This window comes from Butyricicoccus sp. OF10-2 (assembly GCF_003481925.1).
Classification (GTDB): Bacteria; Bacillota; Clostridia; order Oscillospirales; family Butyricicoccaceae; genus Agathobaculum; species Agathobaculum butyriciproducens.
On sequence record NZ_QUMC01000054.1, the window covers coordinates 1 to 5,800 of the forward strand.

The 5,800-nt window shown below is 44.2% G+C and carries 4 protein-coding genes; 2 read left to right on the top strand and 2 right to left on the bottom strand.

Going from position 1 to position 5,800, the window contains the following annotated elements; translation table 11 throughout:
• Both DXB00_RS15945 and DXB00_RS15950 read left to right on the top strand, forming a co-directional pair.
• A partial coding sequence (locus DXB00_RS15945; RefSeq protein ID WP_119215181.1) for a DUF4474 domain-containing protein occupies nt 1–1,862 on the top strand: 1,862 nt, incomplete at its 5' end.
• A gap of 8 nt (nt 1,863–1,870) precedes the next feature.
• Complete coding sequence (locus tag DXB00_RS15950; RefSeq protein ID WP_147359232.1) at nt 1,871–2,407, top strand: hypothetical protein; 537 nt, start codon at nt 1,871–1,873, stop codon at nt 2,405–2,407.
• Nucleotides 2,408–2,840: 433 nt separating this feature from the next.
• Here the strand turns inward: DXB00_RS15950 and DXB00_RS15955 are convergent, their stop codons facing one another.
• Both DXB00_RS15955 and DXB00_RS15960 read right to left on the bottom strand, forming a co-directional pair.
• A complete protein-coding gene (locus DXB00_RS15955; RefSeq protein ID WP_118360359.1) occupies nt 2,841–3,974 on the bottom strand; it encodes a hypothetical protein in 1,134 nt (377 codons plus the stop codon).
• A gap of 88 nt (nt 3,975–4,062) precedes the next feature.
• A complete protein-coding gene (locus tag DXB00_RS15960) occupies nt 4,063–5,349 on the bottom strand; it encodes a stalk domain-containing protein (RefSeq protein ID WP_110436384.1) in 1,287 nt (428 codons plus the stop codon).
• Nucleotides 5,350–5,800 lie beyond the last annotated feature (451 nt).

Here is a 5,800-nt window from a genome sequence, read left to right on the forward strand (position 1 = left end):
TTTCCGATGGTACGAACACTTACACCTACGATCTGCAAAACCGTCTGGTTAGCAAGACCGGCAAGGACGGTACGACCACTTATACCTATGACGCGGCGGGCAATCTGATTAAGAAGGCTGCACCGGACGGCACGACCGAGTATACCTACACGGCACAGAACAAGCTGAAAACCGGCAAGACAGAGGACGGTCAGAGCAGCACCTACACCTATAATGCGCTCAATGTACGCATTAAGAATGTACAGGTGCGCGACAACAAGAATGCCGCCCATGCAAACTCCGACTTGAAGGACGGTTCGCACGGCACCGATTATCTGGACTTCTTGAAGGATGGACGCTTTTTCTGGCAGCGCACATGGGAAACCGAGGTAGGCACGACCTTCCAGAGCAATTTTGAAACCGTAACAAAGAACTATGTTGTGGACTATCTTTCCATTGCCAATCGTGATATACTCGTCACAGAGGACGGCAGCTTCACGCAGCGGTATGTGTACGATGAGGACGGCACCCGTATCTCGGCAGAGTACGGCTATGCAGCCGGTACAAAGCGCGGTGAGGGCGGCGAAAACCTGCAAAGTGACTTTGCGGCAAATGATGTGCGCAAGGTATGGTATCGCACCAGTCATCTCGGCAGCACGCTGTTTGCCGTAGACGAAACCGGCAAGGTCATCTCTCACACGATCTATGACCCGTGGGGCAATCCGCTGACCAAAACCTACACGGACACGAATTTCAGCGGCATTGACAACGCCAACAATTTCACCGGCTACACTTGGGACGAAGTGCTTGACCTGTATTTCGCGCAGAATCGTTTCTACGACCCTGCCGACCACCGGTTCACACAGGAAGACCCTATCAAGGACGGCGAGAATTGGTATGGGTATTGCGGGAATAATGTGGTTAATTATTCTGATTGGGCTGGACTTGCATCATCGAATACGCGATATGTTGCTACTGATAATGTCTATATGCGTAGTGGCGCAGGCACATCATATAATGTCCTCGCGACATTGCAATATAATACTGCTGTTACATATTTAAACGAGAAGAAAAACAATAACAATTATAATTGGGCCAAAGTTCAATATGAAGGTAAAACAGGTTGGATTGCAGATAAGTATCTAAAAACAAGCAAACGCCCCAGCATATCTGCTACAATTGATTCGGTAGCTCAAAAATTTGGTTTTGAATACTCGTATGGTGGACAATATTTTTATTCATCTGAATATGGTTGGCAGCGGACATTTGGCTATATGGACCTTTTTGACAAGTATATGAATATTGTTCCGGGTATCAATATTAATTTCTTGTCCTGTATATTCCAATATAACAACAAAACATGGCGTGTGGAATGTTGGAAGGGCGAATACGGTCCTACTGCTGGCGGCGAAGTTGGTTTATATGTTTTGGATGGCACGATGTCGCTTAGTCAATATTTTCAAAAGATGCGATGCGATGGTGCAGTATTTACCGGAACAGAAGCATTTGATAGATTATTTTCTATGATAAAAAATACTGAACCGTTATCTAAAAATGTTGCATGGTACCGAGCAGCGTATTCCAGTGAATACATTGGCATGAGCATTGCATTTAGAGAAGTGGTACAAAAGAAAAACGGCGGTGATTCGTATACTACCAATGCTTTTGCTTCTCGTTCTTCGTCGGGGCATTGGTGGCTAACAGTCTTCAAACTTAATTCTGCCAAGAAAGAAAATATTATTATGGATGTTACACTAACATTCCCCAATAGTACAATGCGTAGTGCTTACGATGAGAAACTTTATTGGAAAAGTAAGTATGGCGGATATAAAATTATGAATCGTAAGTCGAATAACAAAGTGGAATCTTTTTCGTGGAGGTGAATTTATTCTTGAAGAAGGTGCTTTTATTGCTGTTATCTACTTTAGTAGGAATATTATCGGGATGTTCTGCCGGTAAACTATCGGTTCCTTCGGGAATATTGGCAACTGACCAAACCGTGGCCGATGAGTATATGACGGATAATTCCTTCTTGACTGCAAGATATGGTTCAGATTACACAGTCACATTTGTTGGCGGAAGCGGTGAGGGTGAAGTCAATCAATCAGGTAAATTAGGTATTATGTCGTTTCAATACATGATAAATGATACGGATTTATATGATGTAGAGGTTGTCAAAGAAAAACATGACGCATGGAAAGTGAAAGGTTTACTTTTAGAATCCACAACTTATTCGTGCGATGAATTAAGTTTTTCGTTCTCTCTGTGTTCAACAGAAAACTATTATGAAGCTAATGGAAACCTCAACATAAATGATACTTCTATACCCGTAATAGTGAGTGTTAATTGTAGCCTTATGACAGTTGAAAATGCTGAATTACGGCAACAATATGAAAGGCATGGGAACAATTTTCTGTTACTGATGTAGAGAATATGAGTTCGGCAGAGCGTCAACAATGGGATGATCGTGAAAAGGCTTGCACGATGTTTACCTGTTCGGTTGAACCACAATTTGATTCGTTTACAGCCGTCATAAATTCTGATTATGCAGACTTTTTTGATAATACCGTAAACACATTACATTTTCACGAAATTGAACCATAATATTCGACTTTTTAAGCAAACAGCCACCGGAGAATTTTCTCCGGTGGCTGTTCTTTTACTCCAATCCGCTCGTCACCTGCGCGACAATCTTCCTATGCTTTTCGTTCAGAACCGTGCCGTCCAAAAGCTGCTGCACGAAATCCCGACCTTTCATTTTCTCAATCTCCTGCAGCATTTTGATGGACTTTGCGCTTGCTATCAAAGAACTATAAAAAACTCAGCCAATGCTTGCATTGGCTGAGTAGGTGTTTGTTTTTTCAATTATTCCTAGACTTCGGCATTAAGGTCATTTCCATGGCAGTGGGATTTTCGGAACGGAAGTCTGATTTAGAGAAGTTAACTGGATTGATCTGATATTCCTGCCCGTTGATCAGTGCATGGGAATTGTTTCTCTCGATAAACGTACCAAGCACTCGGAATACTCCCGTTTCTCCAGAAAGAGCGCGTTCGTATGTGCTCTTTGGCATTTTTATAGTAATCTCGCCTTCAGGCTTGGAAACGTAATAAGTCATTGCACATACTCTCGTTTCCTTATTCAGACGTTCATCTTTGACCAGAATCTGAATGGGATATCCTGCAAGCACAGACTTTTGATCGGTTTGAGAGCAGTAGGTATAGTAACTTACTGTCTTGGTCACGATTTCCTCACCGCAGGTGTCCAACAGGTTCTGATAGTCTGCGCTATACTTTCCGTAAGACGGATAATAAATATAATGAGGATCATACGCTGACAGAACGACGCTCTTAATTCCCTCATCACCTGCCGCACGATAATCAATATCACTGGGGCCGATTTTATCGCTGGTGGAGGGCGTTGTCGGCGCCGTGGGTTCCGTAGGCGTTACGGGATTTGTCGGCTCAGTCGGTGTCGTGGGTTTCGTGGTATTACCCGCGTTATCCTCTTCACCGTAACCTACAGTCGTCAGAATGTCGACTCGATTGGTTGCGAGATCGAACTTGACGCCGATGTTCATATCCTTACAAAGATCACGCAGCTTGTAATAGTTGTTATCGGAGATGTTGTATCCTGTGTAATCAGCCTTATTTCCATCCTTAAATACGGATGCCTTCGATTCCTTGGCAGTTTTCACTGCGCTAGAAGGAAGCGCCATTTCGCCGCCAACAACGGTGTATGCCTTGTTGGTCGTGAGATCGATCCGCTTATTCGTCTCATTCCAAGACACTTCAAACTGTTTTGTGCTTCCGTTGACCATCGCCGCAACATCCCTGAGTTTAAAGTAATTGTTATTGTTAATCATGTAAGCGGCGCCGTTAACCTTTGTGCCGTCTACATAGATTGTATTCTTGGTCGGGGTTGCGTTCACCGCGCCAGCACTCGTGAGAAGCGCAGCGCTAACAACGCCAATCATAAACATAGTGCGTTTGTTCATATTCTTTGGTCCTTTCTTTTCACGAATGAATCATCTTCGACTCCCTCAAGCTCCAATGATCCATATAAGGTGGGTTTGCTGTAATTACCTATACGTCCTTGTGACTGCCGATGTATACGCTGTAGCTCGCGCCATCCCATGCAACAGCCTGATCGAGTGCATTTGCAACGGCACGAACCGGCAGATAGGTCGTGCCCTTGTAAAGCAGCACGTCAACCGTCTTGCCGTTGACGTCGGTCGGAACAATCGGCTTGTCGTTCACATAGACCTTAACCCCGGTTTCAACAGCCAGCTTTTCCATTCGACGTTTCGCATTATACTCGCCCGAGGCCTTGCCGCCCAGAATGGACGACTGCGAGTTGGCGATAGCTTTCAGCTTGGAAAGTGCGATTTCCGGTGCAGGAGCCAGATTGCTAAGGGTATTATTCTGATGTCCATCCGTATTGTAGCTGCTAAATGTTACCCGATATTCCTTTGCAGAGTAATGCAGTTTGCCGAATTCTTTCCAATCGTTTTCTGTATCAATTACTTCACCAGTGAACAAGTCCGTATCCCATACTCTTACCGACTCATAATTCCAATCTTCATAGTGCCAGATGCCTTTCGTCTGCCACTGACCATTCACTACAGTCTCTATCCGCTCCATTGAATATGCTTTATTATTTCCTGCTAAATCACCATTGCTCATCCATACTAAATAATACTTTCCGTTTTGAGAAGCTATGGGCAGCACTCGCGGGAAATTACGAGAATCATTCTGTGTAAAGATAAACGGCACTTCATCTTCTACCAGTTTTACCGCAGAAGACCCATTCCACGAGTAAACCATATATTTGCTGGATGCATTTGTGCCATGCTTATCCCACTGATCAGCCGGAATCTTATCCTTCGTATTGCAAACACAAAGCAGTTCTTCGTTTCCGTCCCCATCAAAATCGATGAGCATCGCCGTCACCAGACCGCTGACGATACTGCCGCTGACAGCGCGCTTGCCGTACTTACTCTGCAGCTGCTCGATCACCGAAACATACGCTTTCGCACGGTTTACCGCATTCTGATCCACCTTATGCTCACCGAGATACGCACTGGACGTCGTTCCGTCCCACGCAATCGGCACATTGAGCGCCGCAGATACCGCGCGAATCGGCAGATAAGTCGTACCATTATACAGCATTGGCTCTACCGAATTGCCATTTGCGTCACCCGGATTGAGCTTCTGGTCATCCACATAAACCGTAACACCACGCTCTACGGTAATGTTCTTCTGTGTCAGCGCGGACGCAAACGGCATACTCATCACCAGTGCTGCACCCAGCAGGCTAGCAGTCAGCCGCTTGCCGAATATTTTCATCGTTTGATTTTCATGCTCGTTCATACTTTTTCTCCCCTTTTATATTTTGAATGCTAATGGAAACCATGATAACCTGATTATACCACAGTTTCCGACTATTTACTATTCTCATTGCATTCAATACATGGATAGGATATAATGAATTTACATTGACACGAAACAAGATAAGGGGTATGAAAATGAAAAAAAGACTTATTGATGAATCAGCTGTTTTAAGGTCTTTAATAACCTGCTTTTTTTCCTGAAATTCAGGCATAACCTGCCGGATCATGGAGGCTGCCAGTTCCAGTTTAGATTCTTTTTTCTGCCACATACGATAGCCAGGAGGACCGGAAAGGAAATATTATGTTACAAAAATTATATGTTTTTTTTCAGGAAAGAAACCGTTTTGTCAATTGCAGTGATCCTGGCGCTTCTTTCTATGTTCTGGGTCAGACCGGATAAGGCTTATTTTACTTATATCGATTTCAGGACT

Coding starts and splice junctions, on each gene's coding strand:
- DXB00_RS15955 (WP_118360359.1), bottom strand. CDS start 3,974: ATGAACAAACGCACTATGTTTATGATTGGCGTTGTTAGCGCTGCGCTT.
- DXB00_RS15960 (WP_110436384.1), bottom strand. CDS start 5,349: ATGAACGAGCATGAAAATCAAACGATGAAAATATTCGGCAAGCGGCTG.